Source organism: Sphingopyxis lindanitolerans (assembly GCF_002993885.1).
Classification (GTDB): domain Bacteria; phylum Pseudomonadota; class Alphaproteobacteria; order Sphingomonadales; family Sphingomonadaceae; genus Sphingopyxis; species Sphingopyxis lindanitolerans.
In genome coordinates, this window is record NZ_CM009578.1 from 1,126,817 (window position 1) to 1,150,958 (window position 24,142).

A 24,142-nucleotide genomic window follows, 5' to 3' on the forward strand; every position below is an offset into this window, starting at 1 on the left:
ATGACGAAATTCTCGGTCAACGACCGCCCGGTCGAATATCGCATGGACCCCGAAACGCCCCTGCTGTGGGCGCTGCGCGATGCGTCGAACCTGACCGGCACCAAATATGGCTGCGGCACCGGCGAATGCGGCGCCTGCACCGTCGATATCGACGGCGAGGCGATTCGCAGCTGCATGGTCACCATCGCCGAATGCGAGGGGCGATTCGTCACGACGATCGAGGGGCTGACGCGCGACCGCAGCCATCCGGTCCAGCAGGCGTGGGTCGCCGATCAGGTGCCGCAATGCGGTTTCTGCCAGTCGGGGATGATCATGGCGGCCGCCGCACTGCTGAGAAAGAACAGCAACCCCAGCGATGCGGAGATCGACGCGGCGATGACCAACATCTGCCGCTGCGGCACCTACCCCCGGATTCGCGGCGCGATCCGCCGCGCGGGCCGGGTGCTGCGCGGCGAGGAACGGATCGCCGCCGCGCCGCCGCCGGGCATCCGGCCCGCCGACGCGGCGCGCGCGGTCCCGGCGCTCAAGGCCCCGCACGAGCGCTGATCGTTCATCTAGGGCCAATCGACATTCAGAAGATGGCGAGTCGAAAATGGCGGTTTTTCGCGACCCGGAGCGCAGCGTGCTTTCTGCACGTGAGCACCGGAAGTGCGGAAAGCCGCCATTTGCAGGCCGCCAGAGCTGAATGTCGATCGGTCCTAGCTGAACCGCAGGCAACAACCGGGTTCAGCGATGATCCATCTTGCCTCCGCTACCTATCGATTCATCTTCCCGATCGGCTGGGTGCCGGATGGGACATTGGAGTATCCGAGATGAAGAAGATGTTCGGAGGGTTGCTGATCGCCGCGACGATCCTGACCCCCATTGCGCCCGCCGCCGCCCAGGCGAACGGCGAGCGCATCCAGATCGCCCAGCGCGAGCGCGGCAATCACGGCCAGCGCGGTTCCGAAAGCCGTCGCGGCGGCAACGGCGAGCGCCAGCGGACCGAACGCCAGCGCCCGCAATCGCAGCCGCAGACACAGCGGGCCCAGCAACCGCAGGCGCAGCGCGGCAACGCCCAGCGTCAGTGGCAGGGCCAGCGCGGCAGTGCCCAGCGCCCGTCGCAGGTCCAACGCGACGACCGTCAGCGCCAACGTCCGCAGCAGCGCCAGACTCAGCGCCCGGCAAATCAGCAATGGCAGGGGCAGCGCGGCACCTATGACCGCAATCGCAACGGTCAGGTCGATCGTCAGCGGGACCGGAGCCGCAATAGCCAGGTTGATCGCCGCTACGATCGCAATCGCAACGGCCAGGTCGACCGCCGCTATGACCGGAACCGGAACGGGCAGGTCGATCGTCGCTATGACCGCAACAACAACAACCGGGTCGACCGCCGCTACCGCGACGGACGCCGGGATAACAACAACTGGAACCGTCAGTGGCGCAACGACCACCGCTATGACTGGCGCAGCTATCGCAACCACAACCGCAGCCATTACCGGATGTCGCGCTATTACAACCCGTATCGGGGGCGCAGCTATACAAGGTTCGGTATCGGCTTCTCGCTGGGGTCGCTCTTTTACAGCCAGCGCTACTGGATCAACGATCCCGGCTATTACCGCCTGCCGCCGGCCTATGGCGACTATCGCTGGGTCCGCTATTATGACGATGCGCTGCTCGTCGATGTCTACAGCGGCCAGGTGGTCGACGTGATCTACGACTTCTTCTGGTAATATCCTTTCGGTTGTCAGAAGAGAAACTGAGGGGGTCGGGCTTCCGGCTCCCTCTTTTTATGCGCTTGCCCTCCTCCGTTCCACGCGCCACGATGCCGGCAGAACAGGGGAGAGATCATGCGCAAACTTGGGTTCGTCGCCGCGGCGACGCTCGCGCTGATGGGTAGCAGCGCCATCGCGAAAACCACCATCATCTATGCCGGCCACGTCATCACCGACGCAAACAAGCCCGCCGAAGGACCGTCGACCGTCACCGTCACCGACGGCCGCATCGTCTCGATCGCGCCCGGCCGCGCCGCTGCGCCCGAAGGCGCCGAGATCGTCGATCTGGGCGGCAAGACGCTGCTTCCCGGCCTGATCGATCTCCACGTCCACCTGACCGGCGATCCCGGCGGCGACTATCGCAGCGAAGCGGTCGATCCCGACGAATGGGGCGTCGTCGTCGGCGCCAAGAATGCGCGCGTCACGCTGCGCGCCGGCTTCACCACGGTGCGCGAAGCAGGGTCAGCGCAATATACCGCCTTCTCGCTCCGCCGCGGCACCGCCGAGGGCTATATCGAGGGGCCGCGCATCATCGCCGCCGGGCCGCCACTGGCGATCATCGGCGGGCACGGCGACACGACGGGCTTTCGCGAGGATATCCACGCGGTGCTCGATCAGGGCTATACCTGCACCGGCGCCGTCGAATGCGCCGAAAAGGTCCGCAAGGCGTCGCGCGCGGGCGCCGACATCATCAAGATCACCGCGACCGGCGGCGTGCTGTCGCAGCAGGGCCGCGGGCTCGGCGCGCATTTCTCGAACGCCGAGATGGAGAGCATCGCCACCACCGCCCATTCGCTGGGCCTCAAGGTCATGGCGCACGCCCATGGCGCACGCGGGATCGAATCGGCCGCCGCGGCGGGGATCGACAGCATCGAGCATGGCACGTTCGCCGACGAAGCCGCGCTCAAGGTCATGAGGGCGAAGGGCACCTATATGGTCCCGACGCTGATGGCGTTCGAGGGCATTCGCGAGCGGCTCGGCAAGGGCATCTACACGCCGACGGTCGAGGAAAAGGTCCGCATGACGCTGAACGACGTCGGCAAGGCGATGGCGCGCGCCAGGGAATTGGGTGTGCCGATCGCCTTCGGCACCGACGCCGGCGTATTCGAACATGGCCGCAACGCCGGCGAATTCGCGCTGCTCGTCAAATATGGGCTGACCCCGCGCGAAGCGCTGGCGAGCGCCACCACCGTCGCCGCGCGGCTGCTGTCGATGGAGAACGAGATCGGCCGTATCGCACCGGGAATGTCGGCCGACATGATCGCGGTCGACGGCGACCCGCTGACCGACGTCCGCACCCTCGAAACGGTCGATTGGGTGATGGCGCGCGGCCGGATCGCCGACTGAGGTGCAACGTCAGGCCGCGCGGTAGGCGCGCTGCCGAAAGGCTCTGGGCTGAACCGGCGGCCCGGCAAAGATCGCCATGTCGATCGCCTTGCCAAAGCGCACCCCGACGCGATTGCCCGTCGACCAGCGCGCCTCGGCATCCAGGCGGACATCGGGGGTCAGTTCCAGCGTCAGCGGCGTGCCGCTCGGCACGTTCCACAATCCCTCGACCAGCGCGCCGTGCGGCGACAGGTTGCGGATGATCGCTTCGTAGTGATAGCCGCCGCTTTCCACCTGAATCCTGCGGAAGGTTCGCGCCCGCGGTTCGCGGGCGCTCTTGAAGCCGCGCGCGACGACGCGCCCGCCGCCTTCGCGAAGCAGCGCCAGCACCGCCTCGATCGCCATCGGACGCCCATAGATATAGCCCTGGACATGGCTGCAACCGAGCGCGCGGACAAGCGCGAGGTCGTCGTGCGTCTCCACCCCCTCCGCCGTCGTCTCCATGTCGAGCGCGCTCGCGAGGCCGACGATCGACGAGATGATCGCCGCATTCATGCTGCTCTTGTCGGCGGCGCCGAGCACGAAGCTCTGGTCGATCTTGATCTTGTCGAACGGCGCCTTCTTCAGATAGCCGAGCGCCGAATAGCCGGTGCCGAAATCGTCGAGCGCCAGCCGCACCCCGGTGCGCTTCAGCTTCTGGAACATCTCCAGCGTTTCGGGGCTTTCGTCGAGGAAGACGCCTTCGGTGATCTCAAGCTCAAGCTGGCCGGGTGCGATCCCCGCCGCCGCGACCGCGTTCAGGATCGTCGCGGGCAGCTTTTCATTGGCGAACTGGCGCGGCGAGACGTTGACCGCGACGCGGTAGCCGGGGCCAAGCCGCGCGATCGTCGCGCAGGCGGTGCGGATGATCCATTCGCCGATCGGGATGATCAGGTTCGATTCCTCGGCGATGGGGATGAATTTCGACGGGCTGATCATCTCGCCGCCCTCGCGCCGCCAGCGGATCAGCGCCTCGAAGCCGGTGACATGCTCGCGCTTCACATCGACGATCGGCTGATAGAGCAAAGTCAGCTCGTCCCTGGCGAGCGCGTCGCGCAGCGCATCCTCGATCGCCTTCCGCTCGCTCGCCTGATTGTGCATAGCGTCGGCGTAGAAACGATAAACCCCCCGCCCCGCATCCTTGGCGGCGTAGAGCGCAAGGTCGGCGTTGCGGACGAGCGCCGAGGCGTTCACCCCCTGTCCTTCGGACACCGCGATGCCGATCGACGAACCGACCCGCACCTGTTCCCCCTCGATCGCAAAGGGCTTGGCGAGGCTCAGGATGATCGCATTGGCGATGCCCGCCAGCTTGTCGGGCTGGATGATCTGCGGCAGCACGATCTGGAACTCGTCGCCGCCGAGCCGCCCCACCTGCCCCTTGTCGCCGACGATCTGGGAGAGGCGCCCCGCGACCTGCTGGAGCAACTGGTCGCCGACCGGATGGCCGAGCGTGTCGTTGACCGCCTTGAAGCGGTCGAGGTCCATCAGCAGCAGCGCGCACGGCTGCGCCTGCCCCATATGGTTGCGAAGCGCGCGTTCGAGCAGGTCGGTGATGTGGAGCCGGTTGGCAAGGCCGGTGAGCGTGTCGTAGCGCGCCAGCTGGTTGATTTCGCGCTCCGACCTCTTCTTCTCGGTAAGGTCGGTGCCGCTGCCGCGAAAACCCTGGAAATTACCGAGCTCATTGCTGATCGGGTGGCCCGAGATCGACCACCAGCGCTCTTCGCCGGGCACCGCCGCCTGGACGGTCAACTCGTTGAACGGCGTCCGCGACGACAGGCTGAAACCCAGCGTCCGCTCTTCGCTCTCGTCATTGCCGACGCGCTTGCGGATGAGGTCGGTGAACGGACGGCCAAAAAGGTCCGATGCCGCGATACCCAGCTTGGCCGCGACGGGCGGCGAGATATAGACGAGATGGCCGTAGCGATCGGTCTCCCAGAACCAGCCGCGCCCGGCGCGCTCGAAATCGCGCATTAGGCCGAGCGCGCGCTGCTGTTCGCTGATCGCGAGCCGGCTGGCCTGTTTCGCGCGGCGCTGGTGCCGGACGTCCTCGCGCAGCATCACGATGAGCAGCCCGAGGAAGACGAGCCCCGCGATCCCGAAAGGCCATGACGCGATCCCGATCGCGCCGCCGAGCGCCATCGCCCCGGCAAAGGCGAAAAAGGCCGGGCGGATGATCGCGGCAGCGGCGGCGGCGACGAGGATCGAGCCGAGCTTGACCGCCGAAAAGGCATCGAAATAGAGGCGGCCGTCGTGCGACGCGGTCGCGGCGAACATCACCGCCGAATGCAGCATCGTCCCGATGACGAGAAGCGCGAAGCACATCCCGACCCCGCGCCGCAGCCAGCGACCCGAAAGCGGTCGCCTGACCCGTGACATCTGGCCGAAGACGGTCAGGACCAGATCGCAGCCAAGGCCGGCGGCCATGACCAGCCACAGCGATGGACGCGCGAGAAAGCCTGCGGCACCGGGAAAAAAGGCAAAGGCAAAAAAGGTCAGCACGCGGGCGATGAGGACATAATGCCAAAGCTGCGCAACGCGCGTCAGCCGCGTCACGAACTCGGGTGTCGCGAGCAGCGATTCCCCCTCGGACCCTTCGCTGACCGCCGGCCGTACGATGTTGAATCGAACCCCCAATTCCCGCCTATCCCGCTCGTCTGGTCCAGCCATCCCTCTGTCCGCCGGCGGGTTACCAAATCCTTACCAGCCGCCGCCGATTGCCTCCGTTCCTGTGCCAATATGGGTGACGACGGGATTGGAACGACGCGGCATGATTTTGCATTCCTTGCCCCCCGGACTTGATCCCAGGGGACGAATACGGGAATCGAACCTTTCAAAGCCCCCAAAACGGAAGGGGTTTGGTTTCGGTTCGCAACTTGTTAGAATGATCTCATGTCCGCTGTCCGCCTCCTCCCGCCCAACCGCTTCTTCGACCGCGCCGCATGGGCGGCGATCACCGCCCCTTCGCGCTGGCGCGGCGTGTGGCTGGTCGCGCATGCGTGGATCGTCAGCATCGTGGCGGTCGGTCTCGCGGCCTGGAGCGGCCATCCGCTCGCCTGGCTGCTCGCGATCGTCATCGTCGGCGGGCGCCAGCTCGGCCTCGCGATCCTGATGCACGAGGCCGCGCACGGCCTGCTGCATCCGAACCGGAAAGTGAATAATTTCCTCGGCCAATGGCTGACCGGGGCGGCCGCCGGGTCGGACCTGATCGCCTATCGCACCTATCACCTCCAGCACCATAAATATACGCAGCAGCCCGAAGACCCCGACCTGTCGCTGTCGAAACCCTTCCCCACCACCCGCGCCAGCCTGGGGCGCAAGATATTGCGCGACCTGACCGGGCAGACCTTTTTCAAGCAGCGCGTGGCGCAGTTCGGATTCGCCTGCAAAGGCCTGGGCGCGATGCTGCGCGGCGAGCGGGCCGACAAGAAGGGCGCGAGCACCAAGGCGGGCACGCCGTTCAACAAGCAGTCGGAAGACGGCATGACGTCACCGACGGTCGATGTCGCGGGCGCGATGGCGGTGACCCGCGCGGTCGGGCGCTTCCTGATCGTGCAGGCGGTGCTGCTCGCCGCCTCGCTGCTGCTTTATGGCTGGACGCCGTGGCTGCTGTGGATCGCCGGGCTCGCGACGACTTTCCAGCTTTTCCTGCGCATCCGCAACATCGCCGAACATGCCTGCACGACGACCGGCAGCGACGATCCCTTCACCCATGCACGCACCACCCATGCCGGCTGGATCGCGCGCGCGACGGTCGCGCCCTATTGGGTGAATTATCACGCCGAGCATCATCTGTTCATGGGCGTCCCCTGCTATCGCCTGCCCGCGGTCCACGCGATGCTCGGCCAGCAGGGCCAGCATGAGGCGATGACGATCGCGCCGCATTACCGCGCGGTGCTGCGCCAGGTGACGGCGGCGGGCTGAACCCTATTCCTGCACGAAACGCTGACCCGCGCGATCCTTCACCGTCGTTTCGGGGTCGAAGATCATCCCGTTCATCGCGACATAAACGCCGGGCGGCAGCGTCTGCACCGCGGCGAGCGCGAAGCCGACATTGAATTCGGCGTCGCTCGCGCGCACCGACGCCGGTTGCATCGCGCCGGTCAGCACAATCGTCTTGCCCGCGACCCCGGCGAGGACGCGGCCGGTGACGACCATCGTGTCGGTGCCGTGGGTGACGAGGATGCGCGTCGCATCGCTCGCCGCCACCGCGGCACGGATCGCCTCGCGGTCGGTGTCGGTCAGGTCGAGGCTGTCCTTGCGCATCAACGGGGTGACGCGGTGCGGGACATGGACATTATTTTCGCGCAGCAGGTCGGGGATCGCGGTCGGGCCGATCTGGAACTCGCTGAGGGCGTCGAAATAGACCTTGTCGATCGTTCCGCCGGTGGTGAAGATGTCGATCATGTCTTCCATCCTGAACCCGTTCGCATCGAGCGAAGTCGAGATGCCCATCAGTTGCGCACGCCTTCCCGGTGTCTCGACTTCGCTCGACACGAACGGAATTTGGCGCGCCGTTACGCCAGCGCCTCGGCAATCAGCCGCCGCGTGTTGGCGATGCCGAACAGCGCGATGAAGCTGCCCATGCGCGGCCCCGCGCTCGACCCAAGCAGCGTCTCGTAAAGCGCCTTGAACCAGTCGCGCAGCGTCGCGAAGCCATAGGTTTCGTCCTTGCCGATCGCATAGACGATATTCTGGATATCGTCGGCGGGCGCGTCGGCGGGGAGCGCGGCGAGTTGGCCGTCGAGCGCCTTCAGCGCCGCGACTTCGCCGCCCTGCGGCTTGCGGCGCTGCAAGGTCGGCGCGACGAAATCGCGGTTATAGGCCATCGCATTGTCGATCAGCCGGTCAAGCTCGGGATAGGTTTGGGCATTCGCCCCCGCGACATATTGGCCGAGATAGCGCCAGATCTGATCCTTCGACGCATCGGCGCCCATCACCCCGACCAGGTTGAGCAGCAGGCCATAGGTCACCGGCAGGGCGGTCCCCGGCACATCCTCGCCGCGCGCGACATGGACATGGTGTACCGGATTGCCGAGCTTCTTGTCGCCGTCCTGCGCCGGATAATTGCCGCGCATCTGGAGATATTCGTCGACCGCCTTGGGGATCACGCCGATGTGGAGCTGCTTCGCCGCCTTCGGCTCGCGATAGGCGAAGAAGGCGAGGCTTTCTTCGCTGCCATAGTCGAGCCATTGCTCGAGGCTGAGGCCGTTGCCCTTCGACTTGGAAATCTTCTCGCCCTTTTCGTCGAGGAACATTTCATAGATCAGTCCCTCGGGCTTGCGGCCGCCGAGCGCCTTGGCGATCTTGCCCGACTGGACGCCGCTGTCGGTCAGGTCCTTGCCGTACATTTCATAATCGACGCCCAGCGCGACCCAGCGCATTGCCCAGTCGACCTTCCACTGCAGCTTCGCGCCGCCCGACAGGATGCTGTGGGTGATCGTCTCGCCCTCGTCGTCGAACGAGACCAGCCCCTTGTCGGCGTCGACCACGGCCACCGGCACCTGGAGCACGATCCCCGATTTCGGGCTGACCGGCAGGATCGGCGAGTAGGTCGCGGCGCGCTCGGCACGCAGCGTCGGCAGCATGATGTCGAGAATGTCCTGATTGTGGCGCAGGACATTCTTCAGCGCCTCGTCGAACGCCCCCGACTTGTAGCGCTCGGTCGAGCTGACGAATTCATATTCGAAGCCGAAGCGGTCGAGAAATTCGCGCAGCATCGCATTATTATGGTGCGCGAAGCTGTCGAACTTGCCGAACGGATCGGGAATATCGGTGAGCGGCTTGCCGAGATGGTCGCGCAGCATGGCGCCGTTCGGCACATTGTCGGGAACCTTACGCAGCCCGTCCATGTCGTCGCTGAACGCGACGAGCCGCGTCGCCGCGCCGCCGGTGATGGCCTCATAGGCGCGGCGGACCATCGTCGTGCGCAGCACTTCGTTGAAGGTGCCGATATGCGGCAGGCCCGACGGGCCATAGCCGGTCTCGAACAGCATCGGCTCGCCACCGGGCTTGCCATCGGGATAGCGTTTGACCAGCTTGCGCGCTTCCTCGAACGGCCAGGCCTTGGACGTTTGCGCCGGGGTGCGCAGCGACGGATGAAGGTGCAGGTCAGTCATGGCTGCGCCCATAGCGGGAAGGTCGGCGGAAGGAAAGAAGGCCCCTCGTCGCCCCCGCGCAGGCGGGGGCCGCCATCGGTTTACACGGCGATGCCGGAGCAGGCCTCCAGCGGCCCCCGCCTGCGCGGGGGCGACGGCGGCCGATCATCGTTACCGGAAAATTTACCATGAAGGGTTTAGCATCACCCCATGACGAACTTTCGCTCCCCGACGGCCCGCGGCCACAAACGGACTCCGATCTCGATCGAAATCATGGTCAATGGCGTCCTCAACTTCGTCGGCGGCCGCATCTGCGACCTGTCCGAAGGCGGCGCGCGGATCGACGGCGCGAGCATGCCGGCGCGGTCGCGCTGCGAAATCCATTATGCGGGCGAAGTCACCTATGCGGTCGTGATGTGGTCCGAATATGATCGCATGGGCGTGCGCTTTCCCTATGAACTGACGCATGGCGCGCTCTACAAGGCACTCGAGGCGGCGCGGCGGAGCGTCGCGACGGATCCGCCGCCGGTGTTCCTGACGAGCCGCGCGCCGGTGTTCGGGCGGCGGGGACTGAATTAAACCCGACCATCGAAGCCCAACCATCGTCATTCCCGCGAAAGCGGGAACCCAGTGTGGGGTAAGCCGATGCACGCTCTGGGTCCCCGCGTTCGCGGGGATGACGAAAATGAGGTGGTCGTCCGCACGCTTGCCGCGTTCCTCTTTTGTCCCTAGCGTGGTTCGATGCTCCCCCGCGTCGATCCCCTTGCCCTGCCCGCGCTCCACGCGAGTCATGTCGGCATCTGGATCGCCGATGCGAGCGGCCGCGTGCAGCGGGTCGGGCGCGGCGAAGCCATTGCGGCGGTCGCGGCGACGCCGCACCTGCTGCTGAACGCCCCGCTGACCGGCGACCGATTGGGCTATCCCGAATTGTCGGGGCTCGACCTGCTCGAACTCTTCGCTTTCCTTCATCCCGCGCATTTCGCGGTGCCGACGCCGACCGGAATCGCCGCCACGCTGAACCTAACGCCGCCCGCGCGCGAGGATGACGTCGCCGCTTTCCTGCCGCACGTCGCCGCCGCGATGCTCGGCCGCCTCGACGACCCCGATTGGGCCGAGCGCGAGGGGGCGTGGCATGGCTTGCAGGCGCTGGGGCGTCAGCGCTGGCCGTGGGCCTCGCTGCTCCAGCCGCGGCTCGATCCGCCCGGCCAGGCCGATCGCTGGCTCTTCGCGCGGCTTCCCGAATGGGAGGAACAGCCGCCGCGTCCACAGCCGCGCCAGGTGACGGTGAACCCCGACGATGTCACCGCTCGGCTCGACCGGCTGACCGGCGACGGCGCCGAGCGGCGCGTGGGGCAGCAGGATTATGCCCGCGCCGCCGCCGCGATCTTCGCCCCGCGCGCGCGCAAGGACGCGCCGCAGATGCTGGTCGCCGAGGCGGGCACCGGGATCGGCAAGACCCTCGGTTATCTCGCCCCCGCGAAGCAATGGATCGACCAGGCGGCGGGCGCGGTCTGCATCTCGACCTTCACCAAGGCGCTGCAACGCCAATTGGCGCGCGAGACCGAGAAACTCTACTCCGACGCCGTGACGCACCGCGAGAAGGTGGTGGTGCGCAAGGGGCGCGAAAATTATCTCTGCCTGCTCAATCTGGAGGATGCCTTGCAGGGCGGCTTTTCGGGGCGCGCCGCGATCCTCGCGCAGCTCGTCGCGCGCTGGGCGGCCTATAGCCGCGACGGCGACATGGTCGGCGGCGACCTGCCCGGCTGGCTCCCCGCGCTGTTCCGCCGCAACGGCACCACGGCGCTGACCGATCGGCGCGGCGAGTGCATCTATGCCGGTTGCCCGCATTTCCGCAAATGCTTCATCGAGCGGTCGGCGCGCGCCGCGACGCAGGCCGACATCATCATCGCCAATCATGCGCTGGTGATGGTGCAGGCGGCGCGCCCGCGCCCCAATTCGCAGGAAGGCGGCGGCGCGCCCGCGACGCGGCTGATCTTCGACGAAGGCCATCATCTGTGGGACGCCGCCGACAGCATGTTCGCGGCGGCGTTGACCGGCCAGGAGGCGGTCGAGATCCGCCGCTGGGTGCTGGGGCCAGAGGGCAAGTCGCGCGGGCGGCGGCGCGGGCTAGCCGCCAGGCTCGCCGACGTCGCGAGCTATGACGAGGCGGGCGAGCGCGCGATCCAGGCGGCGATCGCAGCGGCGGGCGAACTGCCCGGCGAAGGCTGGCTCGGCCGGATCGCCGAAAATGCGCCGTGGGGCGCGATCGAGGGGCTGCTCGTCGCGGTGCGCGCCATGGTCTATGCGCGCAGCATCGACACGCGCACCGCCGACGCGGGCTATGGCCTCGAAACCGAACTCGCCGACCCCGACCCCGAACTGGTCGCGGCGGCAGCGGGGGCGAGCGACGCGATCGAGGCGCTGCTGCGGCCGCTGATGGCGCTCGGCAAGCGGCTTGACGCGCTGGTCGAGGACCCGCCCGACTGGCTCGACGGCCAGGCGCGCGCGCGCATCGACGGCGCGCGCGGCAGCCTCGGCACACGGATCGACACGCTCGGCGGCTGGCTGTCGCTGCTCGGGCGCGTCGGCGGTCCCGCCGACCCCGATTTCGTCGACTGGCTGGCGGTCGATCGCTACGACGGGCGCGAATTCGACCTCGGGCTGCACCGTCACTGGCTCGACCCGGCGCGGCCGGTCGCCGAGATCGTCTATGCGCAGGCGCAGGGCGTGCTGGTGACCTCGGCCACGCTGCGCGGCGGCAGCCATGGTCAGGTGGGATGGGCCGACGCCGATATCCGCACCGGCGCGCGCCATATCGACGGCGGGGTGCAGCATTTCGCGGTGCCCAGTCCGTTCGACTATGCCCGCCAGTCGGAGGTGCTGATCGTCACCGACATCGCGCGCGGCGACCTTCCCGCGCTCGCCGGCGCCTACAGCCGCCTGATCGAGGCGTCGGGGGGCGGCGCGCTGGGGCTGTTCAGCGCGATCCGGCGGCTGCGTATCGTCCATGCGCGGATCGCCGACCGGCTCGCGCGCGCGGGCCTGCCGCTCTATGCCCAGCATGTCGATCCGCTCGACACCGGAACGCTCGTCGACATCTTCCGCGCCGAACCGCACGCTTCCTTGCTCGGCACCGACGCGCTGCGCGACGGGGTCGACGTGCCCGGCGATTCGCTGCGGCTCGCGATCATGGAGGGGGTGCCGTGGCCGCGCCCGACGATCCTGCATGCGGCGCGGCGCGCGGCGCAGGGCGGCAGCGCCTATGACGACGGCGTCATCCGCGCGCGCATCGGCCAGGCGTTCGGCCGCCTGATCCGCCGCGCCGATGATTTCGGCCAGTTCGTGATGCTGTCGCCGAGTTTTCCCTCGCGACTGCTCAGCGCCTTTCCCGAAGGCACGCCGATCCGCCGCCTGCCGCTCGACGAAGCGGTGAACCATGTCGCGGCGGCGAATGTCGAACGAAGGCAAAGCGCATATCCTGCCTTTCCACCGCCATGAGTTTGCGGCACAAGACCCCTTGACGAGGGGATAGCGCGGGGAGCGATCTTGAAGACTTTGACCATCCTGCGCCATGCGAAATCGGGTTGGGACGTGCAGGTCGAGCGTGATTTCGACCGCCCGATCAACGCCCGCGGGCGGCGCGGGGCCGAACTGATCGGCCAATATGTCAAGCGGCAGGCGATGCCGGTCGACCGCATCGTCGCTTCGCCCGCGGTGCGCGTCACCGAAACGCTCGACATCTTCCAGCCCGCCGCGAACCTCGACAGCGTCGAACCGGTCTGGGACCGGCGCATCTATCTCGCGTCGGCGGCGACCCTGATCGACGTCATCCGCGATACCGGCAAGGACGCGGCCCATCTGCTGATCTCGGGGCATAATCCGGGGCTCGAGGATCTGGCGCTGATGCTCGTCCCCGAAGCAGACGGCGGCGATCTGCGCGCAGCGGTCGAGGAAAAGCTGCCGACCTCGGCGCTCGTCCGGCTCGAACTCGACATCGCCGACTGGCGGGGCCTCGATGTCAATATGGCGCGGATCACCGCCTTCGTCCGCCCGCGCGACCTCGACCCGGCGCTGGCGCCGGCGATGGACGACGACTGAGGCAGACTGTCAGCGTTGAGAGTGAAGAAGCGGGCTTAACTTTAAGCCCGTCGCCCCCGCTACGGCGGGGGCCGCTGGATCGGTAGCGTAAGATGGCCTGCGGCCCCCGGCCTTCGCGGGGGCGACGGGAATGTCTAACGCAATGCCGCCGCGAGCCGCCGACGCAGGGCGACCAGCGCTTCAATCGGAATGCCGGGCGATGCGGCGGGCGACGTTACCACAGCGGGTTCCGGCCGCGCCGCGCCATTGGGCTCCGACAAGGCCTTGCGGGCGCCCTCGACCGTGAAACCCTTCACATGCAGCAGATGGTGGATGCGTTCGGCGAGCGCGACATCTTCGGCGCGGTAATAGCGCCGCCGCCCCGACCGTTGGAGCGGGCGGAGCTGCGGAAAGCGCGTTTCCCAATAGCGCAGGACATGCGTCGGGACGCCGATGCGATCCGCCAGCTCGCCGATCGCGAGCATCGCGTTCGCCGCCTTGCCGTCGCCCGCGCCATGGTCGAAATCAGCCATGCGCCATGCCCGGACTATGTACCCGCGACGCGAGCACGCATCGACTGGCTGGCGCGAAAGGTCATCACCCGGCGCGGCAGGATCGGCACTTCGATCCCGGTCTTCGGATTACGGCCGATCCGCTGCGCCTTGTCACGCAGCACAAAGGTGCCGAAGCCCGAAATCTTCACATTCTGCCCATTGGCGAGCGCGTCGGACATATGGTCCAAAATCGATTCGACGATCGTCGCCGATTCATTGCGCGACAGGCCGATCTGCTGGTTGATCCTTGCGGCGATGTCGGCGCGCGTAAGCGTCCCTGCGGTCATCTTGTTCCCTTCCCCTCCTGAAGCCGATGCAACCCAAAGGTTCCCGGGAAGGCCCCCACCATCACGAGTCCCGCCCCCTCTGTAACAAAAGCTAATTAATCCGCCAAACTGAAACGGATGGAGCGAGGAGTTGATGCGGTGAGTGCATCCCCTCCTGCAAGCGGGAGGGGGATCGCCCGAATCAGACGCGCAAGACCGCCGCGCCCCAGGTGAAGCCGCCGCCCATCGCCTCGAGCACGACAAGGTCGCCGCGCCGGATGCGGCCGTCGCGGATCGCAAGGTCGAGCGCCAACGGAACAGATGCCGCGGACGTGTTCGCGTGCTGATCGACCGTCAGCACGACGCGATCGGGCGAAAGACCCAGCTTTTTCGCGGTGGCGTCGATGATCCGCTTGTTCGCCTGGTGCGGCACGACCCAGTCGATGTCGCTGGCGGCCAGCCCGACCTCTTCCATCACCTCGCCGAGCACCGACGCCAGGTTGGTGACGGCGTGGCGGAACACTTCGCGGCCCTGCATGCGGACATGGCCGACGGTGCCCGTCGTTGACGGGCCGCCATCGACATAGAGCATATCGCCATATTTGCCCTCGGCGTGGAGCCGCGTCGCGAGAATGCCGCGATCGTCGGTCACGTCCTCGGCCGACAGGATGATCGCGCCCGCGCCGTCGCCGAACAGAACGCAGGTCGCGCGGTCTTCCCAGTCGAGGATGCGACTGAAGGTCTCCGAACCGATGACCAGCGCGTGCCGCGCCGCGCCGGTGCGCAGCATCGAATCGGCGACCGACACCGCATAGAGAAAGCCCGAGCAGACCGCGGCGACATCGAAGGCGATGCAATCGGGGGCGCCGAGCAGCGCCTGCACCTTGGTCGCGCTGGCCGGGAAGGTGTTGTCGGGGGTCGCGGTCGCGACGATGATCAGGCCGATGTCGGCGGGCTGGAGCCCCGCGGCCGCCAGCGCTTCCTTTGCCGCCGCCGCGCCGAGCGTCGCGGTCGTCTCGTCAGGCTCGGCGATGTGGCGAAAGCGGATGCCGGTGCGCTCGACGATCCACTCGTCGCTGGTATCGACGCGCGTTGCGAGTTCGGCGTTGGAAACCCGCGTGCGCGGCAGCGCCGAGCCGGTGCCCGACAGGATCGCGCGCAGGGTCATGCCGCGGTTCCTCCGCGGAAATTGGCGAGATCCTCGGTCACCTGGCGCGTGATATCCTTTTCGATCAGTTCGGCGCAGAGGTGGACGCAATTCGCGACCCCCTTCGCATCGGCGCTGCCATGGCTTTTCAGCACGACGCCGTTGAGACCCAGGAACACCGCGCCATTATGGTTGTTGGGGTCGAGATGGTGGCGCAGCAATTCGGTCGCGGGGCGCGAGATCAGGAAACCGATCTTCGAGCGCGTCGAACTGGTGAAGGCGCGGCGCAGGAGGTCGGTGACGAAGCGCGCCGTCCCCTCGATCGTCTTGAGCGCGATATTGCCCGCAAAGCCGTCGTGGACGATCACGTCGACATCGCCGCGCGACAGCTTGTCGCCCTCGATAAAGCCGGCGAACCGCATCGGCAGCCCTTCGGCGCGGTCGCGCAGCAGCGCCGCGGCGTCGCGAATCTCGTCGGTGCCCTTCAACTCTTCGGTGCCGATGTTGAGCAGCGCGACGCGCGGCCGTTCGAGCCCCATCGCGGTGCGCGCATAAGCGGCACCCATGACGGCGAACTGGACGAGGTTGTTGGCGTCGCAATCGGTGTTGGCGCCAAGGTCGAGCATGACGACATCATTGTCGCCGAGCGTCGGGAGCAGCGCCGCGAGCGCCGGCCGGTCGATCCCCGGCATGGTGCGCAGCGCGACCTTCGCCATCGCCATCAGCGCGCCGGTGTTGCCCGCCGACACGGCGCCGCCGGCGGCGCCGCGCTTCACCGCGTCGATCGCCAGCCCCATCGAGCTGCCCCGCGCCTTGCGCAGCGCCTGGCTGGGCTTGTCGGCGCCGCTGACCACCTCTTCGGTGTGGATGATGTCCGACGCGGCGCGCAGGTTCGGGTGGTTTTCGAGCGCGGCCTTGATCTGCCCCTCGTCGCCGACGAGGAGGAAACGCAGGCCGTCATGCTGGTGGCGCGCCATCGCGGCGCCGGCGAGCATCATGCGCACGCCGACGTCACCGCCCATCGCATCGATCGCGATTCGCGGTGTAAGGCTCATCCTGGCGCTCTCCGGCTTGACTTAGGCGCCAGCCACCACTTCGCGGCCGTTATAATGGCCGCAGGCGTTGCACAGGTTGTGCGGGCGCTTCAACTCGCCACAATTGGGGCATTCCTGAAAGGCCTCGACCTTCAGGCTGTCGTGGCTGCGACGCATGCCGCGCTTCGAGGGCGAGGTTTTTCGCTTGGGGACGGCCATGTTATTTCCTGCATTCCTAAATGTTTAATCGAATCAGCGAACCCGAACTTGTCTTTCCCGTCGCCGGAAATGACTGGCCCGCCCACCAGGATGAAAACCGTTACCGTTTGAAAAACGACCGGAAATCGTCCGCCGGAGGGTGCCTCAACGCCTGTTGGTGTCGGGTGCCGGATCGGGCGCGGCTATAGCGTTTTTGCCCGCAAAGGCAACCCCCGAGACACGGACTGGGGCGACATGGCAGGAATCGTCTTTGCCAGCGGAGCGAAGCAATCTCCAACCCGCATTCTTTCCGGACGATGGCGGGAGATTGCTTTGTCGCTGCGCTCCTCGCAAGGACGCGGATCGGTCAAGCCAATCCCATCACCGGCAACAGGCGCCATGCCGCCCCTTGCCCTGCCCCTTTACCAATGCCACACCTCCCTCACTGCCGGAATCCCGGCGAAGGGGGGAACCACATGATCATCTTGCCGATCAGCCTGACGATCGCCGCGGGCGCGGCGCTGCTCAATCTCTGGCTCAGCGTGCGCGTCGGGCGGGTGCGGACGCGGGAAAAGGTTTTCGTCGGCGACGGCGGCAATGAAGCCGTCACGCGGCGGATGCGCGCGCACAGCAATTTCGTCGAGAACACCGCCTTCGTGCTGATCCTGCTCGCGCTCGTCGAACTGGGCATCGGCCCGTCGATCTGGCTGTGGGCGGCGGGCGCGCTCTACCTCGTCGGCCGCATCCTGCACGCGCTCGGCATGGACGGGATGCGGTGGGGCCGCATGGTCGGCACGATCATCACCATGCTGACCCAGCTCGGCCTCGCGATCACCGCGGTCGCGCTCGTCTATACGACCCCGGTGAGCTTCGCCGGCGGTTCACACCGAGGTGGTAGCGCCGCAATAGGGTGGTGGCGCCGCAATAGGAGGGCAGCGGGGTATCGCGGCGAGAGCTGGGACGTCCATTGACACCCTGAGGCACCCGGGGCCTATAAGCCTTTGATTTGCTTTGGTTGAGCCGGTTTCCACGGCAAATTCTGAAAAGACCAGATGGTGCCCGGGGACGGATTCGAACCGCCGACACTGCGATTTTCAGTCGCATGCTCTACCAACTGAGCTACCCGGGCACGGGCTTCGCGAGACCGGTCGGCCTGCTGGCGAGCGGCGGCTATAGGCAGGGCATTTCATCCTGTCCAGAGCCTTTGTTGCGCTAAATTCGCGGGGTCAATCGCCCTCGAACCGGTCGTCGTCGGTGCCCCCGTCGGGCCCTTCGTGCGCGGGGGCGCGATAGGTTTCGCCGAACCAATGATTGAGGTCGCGGTCGCGGCAGCCGCGGCTGCAGAAGGGTCGATATTGCTGGACGCGCGGCTTGCCGCAAAGCGGACATTTGCCGGGTCCGGCGGGGGTTTCACTGGGCATGGCCCACTCCTTTCAAATGCGCGTCGCGGAGGATCTCGACCGGTCGGCCGGTGCGCTTGCTCAACTCGGCGATCCAGCCGGCGCGCGCCGCGATATGATCGGCGACCGCCGGACGCGCGGTCAGGTGCAACGCGCCAACCCCTCTCGCCCGTTCGGCCTGGCGCAGCAATAGCGCGGCATCGGTGGCGACGGGGTCGAACCGCAGTTGCTCGACCAGCGACGGCCGTTCGCGGCGGCGGATGATCTGCATCAGGCCAAAGCCGTTGATCGCGGTGCGCTCGAACGGCTGCGGCAGATGTTCGTCGATCAGCGCGTCGATCTCCTGCCGCTCGGCGCGGCCGGCGAGGGTCGGAAAATCGATTCCGATCGACCCGCCGATATCGCAGCAGCGGATGGCATGGACCGCCGCTTCACCCCCCGCCCGCGCCAGCGCCAGGCCATGGCCGTCGCCGTCGATATCGATCAGCGTCATCGCGGGCGTCGTATCGATCCACAGCGCGCCGCCCGCGAACGGCCAATGTCCTGCGCGGACCTGCTCGATCAGTTCGGACCAGCCCACTTCCTCCAGGCGATCGGGGCCGATCGCGGCCGGTTCGACGACGGGCAGCCCCGTCGCCGCGATGCGCGCGCGCAGATCGGGGCCGTCGCCGATCGCAAGGTCGGACAGGCGCGCCCGCGGCGGCTTGTCGCGGCCGCGTTCGCGCAGCGCCATGCGGGTGATCTCGACGGTCAGCTTCGCGCCGGTCGACACGCCGGACGGGGCCGAGGCCAGCGTCGCCACCGGCGCGCCGGGCAGGTCGAGCGCGACCAGCGCCCGCCGCCCGGCCTCGACCAGCCGCGCGGAAACGACGGCGCCGACGCGCGGCCCTTCGCCGTCGCGTTCGATGCGGGCTTCGACGATCGCGCCGTCGGCGACCAGCGCCGCGCGCGCCTCGCCGATGCCGGCCTCATAGAGCCATTCAGCCAAGCGGCACCCCGGCCGCGCTCAACAGCGCGCGCGTTTCGAACAGCGGCAGGCCGACGACGTTCGAATGGCTGCCCGACAGGAAGCGGACGAACATCTCGGCCTTGCCCTGGATCGCATAGCCGCCCGCCTTGCCCATCCCCTCGCCGCTCGCGACATACCAGTCGATTTCGGCCGGGCTCAATGCCTTGAAGGCGACGACCGTGTCGACGACGCGGACGCGCGGGCGTCCGTCGATGCCGACGACGCAGACGCCCGACCAGACATGGTGCCGCCGCCCGGAGAGCAGGCCGAGCATGCGGCGCAAATCGGCTTCGTCAGCCGGTTTTTCGAGAATGCGGCGCCCGACCGCGACGGTCGTGTCGCCCGCGAGCACGACTTCGTCCGCCGCGCGGTCGACCGCGAGCGCCTTACCGGTTGCCAGCCGTGCGACATAGGCGCGCGGCAGTTCGCCCTTCAGCGGCGTTTCATCGATTTCGGGGGCCGCGACGCGCGTCGGCGTCAGGCCGATCCGCGCCAGCAATTCGCGCCGACGCGGCGACGTCGAGGCGAGAACCAACGTCCGCCCAGGCGCGCGAGAGGCCGCTGCGCCGCTCACTTGAAGCGATAGGTGATCCGACCCTTGGTCAGGTCATAGGGCGTGAGTTCGACAAGCACCTCGTCGCCCACCAGAACGCGGATGCGGTTCTTGCGCATCTTGCCGGCGGTGTGCCCCAGAATTTCGTGGTCGTTTTCGAGTTTTACGCGGAACATCGCGTTGGGAAGCAGTTCGACCACTTGGCCGCGCATTTCCAGAAGTTCTTCTTTCGCCATCTATCCTCTGGGGGCTCGAAATATCGGGATGGGCGCCCATAACGCCAATTGTGGGCAATTGAAAGCAATCTGTCATGGGGGGCCAGGTTCGCGCGTTCCGCCCTCTTTCGTCACCCCGGACTTGATCCGGGGTCCCGCTTTTCGAGCATTGCAGAGCGGGGCCCCGGATCAAGTCCGGGGCGACGACAATGGAGGTCAGGACACGAGTTTCAGCTTCCGCGCCACCCGCCAGCCCACGGTCTTGGCCCAGGCATAGCTTGGCCAGCGCGGCGGCATCGCGGGGTCGAGGCCGATGCGGCGGAGGGCGGCGTTGGCGGCGTGCGCCTCGGACTCGCGATAACTCCATTCGCTGCGCCAGGTGATCGACAGCGAGATCGAGGGGGCATCGCCGTTGGTGACGAAATGCGGCGCCATCACCGGCATCAGCACCGCGTCGCCGGGGCCGAGCGGCACCTGTTGCGCGCGCTCGCGAAAACTATCCTCCCACGGCAGATTGCGATGTCCGCCCATATGATAGCGCTCATGCTCGCGCCGGTGCGCGAAGCGCTCGTCGCCCGCGGGCCAGACGTTCATCATCTTGTGGCCGCGCAGTTGCAGCAGGATATTATGCTCGGGGTCGAAATGGAAAGGCGTGATCGAGCCGGGCGAGGAAATGAAGACGAACCCCTGCGGCGTCAGCATCGCGCCGGTGCGCGGCGCGACGACGGGCTCGATCTCGCCGAGCAGGTCCATCAGCAGCGCGCGATAGTCGGGCATCGTCTCGATATTCTTGAGCACCGCCCAGCTGCGATTGGTGTCGATCGTGCGGATCGTCTCGCCGATCGTCAGGCCGTTGGCGGGAATATCCTCGGGCTTGATCCCGATCGGCAGTTCGCCCGGATTATATTCGACCCGTTCCTCGGGCAGGCTTTCGCCGAGCGCCGCCAGCGCTTCGAGCGACAGCAGGGGATGATCGCGCAGGCGATGGTGCAAAAGCCCCGCCTCCGCCGGGTAAAGCGCCGTCATCCGCGCGAGCGTTTCGGCGGGAAATACGGGCTGATCGATGGTCTGTTGGGCCGTCATGGCGCTTCCTATAGATTATTTTCAGCGGACGCGGCGCGTTTCCAGCGCCGCCAGAGCTTTTCCGCCCCGACCAGCGCCGTGAAGCGCAGCCGGTCGGCACCGCCCGCGAGCGGGGCGTTGACCCAGACGAGGCGGCGGCGCTCGTGCCAGACGCTGTCGATCATCGGGTGGTCCGGCGCGGCGCAGCTATCGACCCAGTCGATGCGATCGTCGCCCAGCAGGTCGAGGTTCGCCTGTTGCAGCAGCACGCCGGGCGAAAAGCGGGCGAATTCCTCGTCGAACGCGGTCTTGAAGGAAAATCCGCCCGGCGGGCAGAGGAAATTGACCAGCATCGCGAGCGGCCGCTCGTCGAGCGCGAGCAGCCGCATGTCGAGCTTGCCGGCGGCGGCGGCGGCCGCGACGACCGCGCGGAACCACGCCTCGGTATCGCCATGGCTGGCGAGCGCCGATCCGGCCTGCCCCTTCCAGCCGCGCGCTTCGAGATCGAGGAAAGCGTCGATCCACGGCGCGGCCGCCTCGTCGGATTGCCAGCGGCGGAAGGATAGGGCCCCCTGGTCGGCGAGCCGATTCGCCTGGCGGCGCAGTTCCTTGCGCTTCTTCGCGCGCACCGCCTCGTCCCAATAGGCTTCGGGCGACAGCTCGCTGGCGAGCAGCGCGCGCTCCTCGTTGTGGACGGTCTCCACCCCGCCATCCCGCCCGCGCGCGACATCGACCAGCGCGCGGTGCAGCGGCCCGTCCTCGGTCAATCGCGGCACATGGAGCAACGTTCGCGCCCAGGGCGCGGCGTCGCACCAGCCGAGCAGGATCGACCAGAAAATCCGTTCCATCCCGGCGCGAACCAGCGGCGCGCCATGGAAGTGATTGGGATGCGCCCATCCGGTCACGTGGCGCAGCGGCAGGCGGCCATATTTCATCACGGGCGCGAGCGGCATCACGCCGATCAGCGGCCCGGCGCCGTCGGCGCGCACCATCACCAGCCGCGCCCGCCGTTCGGGATCGAGCAGGTGCAGCGCGGGTTGCAGGCACCAGCGTTCGGCAAAGGGATTCGGCTCGCTCGCGTCGTCCGCCAGCCGGTCCCACGCCGCCGCCATCTCGTCCGACAGCGACAGCGGATCGGCGACACGCACGACCAGCGGCGCAGCGTCGGCGGCGCTGGTCGGAAAGGCTGGATGGACCGTCATCGGCAGCGAGCCTAGCAGCGAAGCGTTAAGAGGGCGTGGCGATTCATCCAAACCCTTCCATCACCCTCCACGGATCGAGATGACCGCTAACGACCGATTGTTGCCGCAATCAGCGTGGCGAGCCGTCATAGAAGCCGCATCCCCGAGCGAAGACGAGGGGCTCTGCCGAGCGAAGTCGAGGCAGCGGAGGCGCGCGGTTCTCGCTCCGCTCGAACGTGCCCCTCGTCTTCGCTCGGGGATGCGGTCTATTGGGTTTCCCCTACGAGACCCACCGCCGCTTCCCACCCCAAAACCGTCATCAAGCGTCAAATCCCGAACAGCTTCGCCAGCGATTTCTCCAGCATGAAGAATTGCCAGATCAGCCGTCCATGATCGCGGCGGCCTGACTGGTGCGCGGCGACGATGCGCTCGATCTCGGCCATGTCGAACCAGCCCGAGCGCGCGAGGGTCGATGAGGTCGCGAGCGCTTTCGCCTGCTCGACCAGCGGCCCGCGAAACCAGTGCGACACCGGCGTCACGAACCCCATTTTGGGGCGATAGAGGATGTCGTGCGGCAGATAGCGTTCCATCGCCTTCTTGAGGATCGCCTTGCCGGTGCCGCGCTGCACGCGCATCGATGCGGGCAACGTCGCGGCGAATTCGATCAATCGGTAGTCGAGCAAAGGCTCGCGCGCCTCGAGGCTGACCGCCATGCTCATGCGGTCGGTCTTGGTCAAAATGTCGCCGGGCAACCAGATCTGGAGGTCGGCATATTGCGCGCGGTCGAGCGGTTCGCACGCGGGCGCCTCCGCCATCGCCTTCCAATAGCGCGCTTCGCCGACATGGTCGCCGAGGCCATGGAGCGCGGCATCGTTGAACAGGCGCGCGCGCTGTGCCGGGCCGGTCACGCCGACCGCCTCGGCATAGCCTTCCGCCCCGCTCTTCGACAGGCTGGCCAGCGTCGCGCGGGCGCGCAAGGGGCGCGGCGCCCAGTCCATCTGCGGCCAGACGCGCGACAGCGGGCCGAACAGGCCTTTGCGCAGGACGCGCGGGATCATCCCGCGCAGCCTTTCCTCCTGATGCTGAAAGACCAGGCGGCGGTATCCCGCGAACGCTTCGTCGGCGCCGTCGCCCGACAGCGCCACCGTCACCTCCTCGCGCGCGAGTTCGCAGACGCGATAGGTCGGCAGCGCGCTCGCGTCGGCGAAGGGTTCGTCGAACATGTCGGCGATCTTGTCGATCAGCGCGAAATCGCCCGCGGCGACGGTGCGGGTGCGGTGGTCGGTCGCGAAACGCTCGGCGATTTGCTGCGCATAGGCGGTTTCGTCGAGCGCCGCCTGGTCAAAGCCGATCGTGCAGGTCTTGACCGCCTTGGCGCTCGCCTCGGCCATCAAGGCCACGACCGCGCTGCTATCGACCCCGCCCGACAGGAAGGCGCCGAGCGGCACGTCGGCGACCATGCGGTCGGTCACCGCGGCGCGCATCAGATGGGCGAGATGCTCGGCCGCCTCGCCCTCGCTCGCGCGGATGCGCTTCGAGAAATCGGGCGCCCACCAGCGCGTCGGGGCGGGAACGGGCTTGCCGCGTTCGAGCAGGAGAAAATGGCCCGCGGGCAGTTTCTCGACCCCGGCGACGATGCAATTATCGTCGGGGACATAACCGAGCGCGAGGAAATCCTCGACCGCCGACAGATTGGCTTCCTGCCGCAACAACGGGTGGCGGAGCAGCCCCTTGAGTTCGGAGGCAAAGGCGATCGAGCCGTCCGACAGACGGACATGGTGAAGCGGCTTCACCCCCAGCCGGTCACGCGCGAGGAACAGACAGCCGCGCGCATGGTCGTGGATCGCGAAAGCGAACATGCCGTTGAAGCGCGACAGGCATTCTACGCCCCATTGCCGCCACGCCGCGATGATGACTTCGGTATCGCCGCTGGTGCGAAAGCGGTGGCCGCGATCCTCAAGCTCGGCGCGCAACTCGCGGAAATTATAGATTTCGCCATTATAGGTGAGCGTCACCATCTCGTCGTCGCTCGCCATCGGCTGCGGGCTGCCCGCGATGTCGATGATCGACAGACGGAGATGGCCGAGCCCGACGCCGGGCGCGGTCCAGTCGCCCGCGCCGTCGGGGCCGCGATGGCTCATGGGATGGAGCATCGCGCGGACGCGCGACGGATCGACCGGCTTGGCCGTCTCGATATGATAAATGCCCGCGATCCCACACATATAGGAAGTG

General features: G+C 67.3%; 23 protein-coding genes and 1 tRNA gene. 8 read left to right on the forward strand and 16 right to left on the reverse strand.

Going from position 1 to position 24,142, the window contains the following annotated elements:
- The 3 genes from CVO77_RS05410 to CVO77_RS05420 all read left to right on the forward strand — a co-directional run bounded on the left by CVO77_RS05410 (position 1) and on the right by CVO77_RS05420 (position 3,101).
- A complete protein-coding gene (locus tag CVO77_RS05410; protein ID WP_105998231.1) occupies positions 1-546 on the forward strand; it encodes a (2Fe-2S)-binding protein in 546 nt (181 codons plus the stop codon).
- A 266-nt stretch (positions 547-812) separates the two neighbouring features.
- Positions 813-1,712, forward strand: a complete 900-nt coding sequence (locus CVO77_RS05415) for an RcnB family protein (RefSeq protein WP_158258006.1) — start codon at positions 813-815, stop codon at positions 1,710-1,712.
- A 117-nt stretch (positions 1,713-1,829) separates the two neighbouring features.
- Positions 1,830-3,101 carry a metal-dependent hydrolase family protein gene (locus CVO77_RS05420; protein WP_105998233.1) on the forward strand — a complete coding sequence of 424 codons (1,272 nt, stop codon included), beginning with the start codon at positions 1,830-1,832 and terminating at the stop codon, positions 3,099-3,101.
- Between the two features lie 9 nt (positions 3,102-3,110).
- Here CVO77_RS05420 and CVO77_RS05425 read toward each other — a convergent pair whose 3' ends face one another.
- The gene (locus tag CVO77_RS05425; protein WP_105998234.1) at positions 3,111-5,753 is read right to left on the reverse strand and encodes an EAL domain-containing protein; all 2,643 of its coding nucleotides are present in this window, start codon (positions 5,751-5,753) and stop codon (positions 3,111-3,113) included.
- A gap of 255 nt (positions 5,754-6,008) precedes the next feature.
- On the opposite strand from CVO77_RS05425, the gene CVO77_RS05430 reads away from it, so the two are divergent.
- Positions 6,009-7,040: a fatty acid desaturase family protein gene (locus CVO77_RS05430; RefSeq protein WP_105998235.1), complete on the forward strand. Its 1,032-nt coding sequence runs from the start codon at positions 6,009-6,011 to the stop codon at positions 7,038-7,040.
- A 3-nt stretch (positions 7,041-7,043) separates the two neighbouring features.
- Here CVO77_RS05430 and CVO77_RS05435 read toward each other — a convergent pair whose 3' ends face one another.
- On the reverse strand, positions 7,044-7,523 hold the full coding sequence (locus CVO77_RS05435; RefSeq protein ID WP_105998236.1) for an asparaginase domain-containing protein: 480 nt from the start codon (positions 7,521-7,523) through the stop codon (positions 7,044-7,046).
- A gap of 110 nt (positions 7,524-7,633) precedes the next feature.
- Entirely contained in the window at positions 7,634-9,235 is a 1,602-nt protein-coding gene (locus CVO77_RS05445) for a lysine--tRNA ligase (protein WP_105998237.1), read from the reverse strand.
- A 189-nt stretch (positions 9,236-9,424) separates the two neighbouring features.
- On the opposite strand from CVO77_RS05445, the gene CVO77_RS05450 reads away from it, so the two are divergent.
- The 3 genes from CVO77_RS05450 to CVO77_RS05460 all read left to right on the forward strand — a co-directional run bounded on the left by CVO77_RS05450 (position 9,425) and on the right by CVO77_RS05460 (position 13,312).
- Entirely contained in the window at positions 9,425-9,793 is a 369-nt protein-coding gene (locus tag CVO77_RS05450) for a PilZ domain-containing protein (protein ID WP_105998238.1), read from the forward strand.
- A 162-nt stretch (positions 9,794-9,955) separates the two neighbouring features.
- A complete protein-coding gene (locus tag CVO77_RS05455; RefSeq protein WP_105998239.1) occupies positions 9,956-12,712 on the forward strand; it encodes an ATP-dependent DNA helicase in 2,757 nt (918 codons plus the stop codon).
- A gap of 48 nt (positions 12,713-12,760) precedes the next feature.
- Positions 12,761-13,312 carry a SixA phosphatase family protein gene (locus CVO77_RS05460; protein WP_105998240.1) on the forward strand — a complete coding sequence of 184 codons (552 nt, stop codon included), beginning with the start codon at positions 12,761-12,763 and terminating at the stop codon, positions 13,310-13,312.
- A gap of 134 nt (positions 13,313-13,446) precedes the next feature.
- Here CVO77_RS05460 and CVO77_RS05465 read toward each other — a convergent pair whose 3' ends face one another.
- The 5 genes from CVO77_RS05465 to rpmF form a co-directional block, all read right to left on the reverse strand.
- A complete protein-coding gene (locus CVO77_RS05465; RefSeq protein WP_105998241.1) occupies positions 13,447-13,824 on the reverse strand; it encodes a MerR family transcriptional regulator in 378 nt (125 codons plus the stop codon).
- A 14-nt stretch (positions 13,825-13,838) separates the two neighbouring features.
- Positions 13,839-14,132, reverse strand: a complete 294-nt coding sequence (locus CVO77_RS05470; protein WP_105998242.1) for an integration host factor subunit alpha — start codon at positions 14,130-14,132, stop codon at positions 13,839-13,841.
- A gap of 181 nt (positions 14,133-14,313) precedes the next feature.
- Positions 14,314-15,279, reverse strand: a complete 966-nt coding sequence (locus tag CVO77_RS05475) for a beta-ketoacyl-ACP synthase III (protein ID WP_105998243.1) — start codon at positions 15,277-15,279, stop codon at positions 14,314-14,316.
- Complete coding sequence (gene plsX / locus CVO77_RS05480) at positions 15,276-16,313, reverse strand: phosphate acyltransferase PlsX (RefSeq protein WP_105998244.1); 1,038 nt, start codon at positions 16,311-16,313, stop codon at positions 15,276-15,278. The genes CVO77_RS05475 and plsX overlap by 4 nt, the downstream gene beginning before the upstream one ends.
- Before the next feature lie 21 nt (positions 16,314-16,334).
- Positions 16,335-16,511, reverse strand: a complete 177-nt coding sequence (gene rpmF, locus CVO77_RS05485; RefSeq protein ID WP_053553947.1) for a 50S ribosomal protein L32 — start codon at positions 16,509-16,511, stop codon at positions 16,335-16,337.
- Positions 16,512-16,966: 455 nt separating this feature from the next.
- On the opposite strand from rpmF, the gene CVO77_RS05490 reads away from it, so the two are divergent.
- Positions 16,967-17,461, forward strand: coding sequence for an MAPEG family protein (locus tag CVO77_RS05490; RefSeq protein ID WP_105998245.1), 495 nt, complete (start codon positions 16,967-16,969; stop codon positions 17,459-17,461).
- 82 nt (positions 17,462-17,543) lie between these two features.
- On the opposite strand, the gene CVO77_RS05495 is transcribed toward CVO77_RS05490, so the two are convergent.
- The 8 genes from CVO77_RS05495 to CVO77_RS05530 form a co-directional block, all read right to left on the reverse strand.
- Positions 17,544-17,619, reverse strand: a tRNA-Phe gene (locus CVO77_RS05495).
- 97 nt (positions 17,620-17,716) lie between these two features.
- Complete coding sequence (locus CVO77_RS05500) at positions 17,717-17,911, reverse strand: DNA gyrase inhibitor YacG (protein WP_105998246.1); 195 nt, start codon at positions 17,909-17,911, stop codon at positions 17,717-17,719.
- Complete coding sequence (locus CVO77_RS05505; RefSeq protein WP_105998247.1) at positions 17,901-18,878, reverse strand: ribonuclease E/G; 978 nt, start codon at positions 18,876-18,878, stop codon at positions 17,901-17,903. Before CVO77_RS05505 ends, CVO77_RS05500 begins: the two co-directional genes overlap by 11 nt.
- The gene (locus CVO77_RS05510; protein WP_105998248.1) at positions 18,871-19,473 is read right to left on the reverse strand and encodes a Maf family protein; all 603 of its coding nucleotides are present in this window, start codon (positions 19,471-19,473) and stop codon (positions 18,871-18,873) included. Before CVO77_RS05510 ends, CVO77_RS05505 begins: the two co-directional genes overlap by 8 nt.
- Positions 19,470-19,688, reverse strand: coding sequence for a translation initiation factor IF-1 (infA, locus tag CVO77_RS05515; RefSeq protein WP_010162480.1), 219 nt, complete (start codon positions 19,686-19,688; stop codon positions 19,470-19,472). The genes CVO77_RS05510 and infA overlap by 4 nt, the downstream gene beginning before the upstream one ends.
- Positions 19,689-19,883: 195 nt before the next feature.
- On the reverse strand, positions 19,884-20,750 hold the full coding sequence (locus tag CVO77_RS05520; RefSeq protein WP_105998249.1) for a cupin-like domain-containing protein: 867 nt from the start codon (positions 20,748-20,750) through the stop codon (positions 19,884-19,886).
- Positions 20,751-20,758: 8 nt separating this feature from the next.
- Positions 20,759-21,931: a GNAT family N-acetyltransferase gene (locus CVO77_RS05525; protein WP_105998250.1), complete on the reverse strand. Its 1,173-nt coding sequence runs from the start codon at positions 21,929-21,931 to the stop codon at positions 20,759-20,761.
- A gap of 305 nt (positions 21,932-22,236) precedes the next feature.
- Positions 22,237-24,132 (reverse strand): XrtA/PEP-CTERM system amidotransferase, encoded by a 1,896-nt coding sequence (locus CVO77_RS05530; protein ID WP_105998251.1) that lies wholly within the window; start codon positions 24,130-24,132, stop codon positions 22,237-22,239.
- Positions 24,133-24,142 lie beyond the last annotated feature (10 nt).